This window comes from Pseudomonas sp. IT-P258, from assembly GCF_949767825.1.
Lineage (GTDB): Bacteria > Pseudomonadota > Gammaproteobacteria > Pseudomonadales > Pseudomonadaceae > Aquipseudomonas > Aquipseudomonas monachiensis.
In genome coordinates, this window is the sequence record NZ_CATKPU010000060.1 from 1 (window position 1) to 503 (window position 503).

1 protein-coding gene is annotated in these 503 nt (G+C 58.8%); it reads right to left on the bottom strand.

Annotated elements, in window-relative coordinates; all coding sequences use genetic code 11:
• Positions 1 to 503 (bottom strand): RHS repeat domain-containing protein (locus tag ACM6G4_RS20670; RefSeq protein ID WP_414914503.1); only part of this gene is annotated, 503 nt, incomplete at both ends.

A 503-nucleotide genomic window follows, 5' to 3' on the forward strand; every position in this document is an offset into this window, starting at 1 on the left:
GCTCCTCCCGCAGCATGCGCAGGCCTTGCCATAAGAAGTGTTTCTGCTCGGTCACGCCATTAACAACAGACAGTTTGCCAACCCGTCGCCCCAAACTGTCATACCGATACGCACCGGTACTTTCCAGCTTGCCATTAACCAACGTCTCAGCCCGCACCAAGCGATTTTCACAGTCATACACAAACGTCTGCAGCGTGCCCATGCCACTGCGCTTTTCAACCAGGTTGCCCCACGCATCGTAGGCATATTCCTGGTCCCGCCAGCGCTTCAGGCGGTTGTCCTTGACGTGGTCAAACTGGCTGGTGTTGAAGTTCAGCCGGTTCGCCGCGGCGTCGTAGCGGAATTCTTCGCTGTCGAGCAACTGCCCGGTGTCGCGGCTGTGCAACTGGCCGTTGGCTTCGTATTCGTACTTGATCTCGCCACGCAGTTTGTCGAGGGTGCGGGTCAACTCGCCAGCCGGGTCGTACTGGTGACGGCGGTGGATCGGGTTGTAGGCGTGCTCC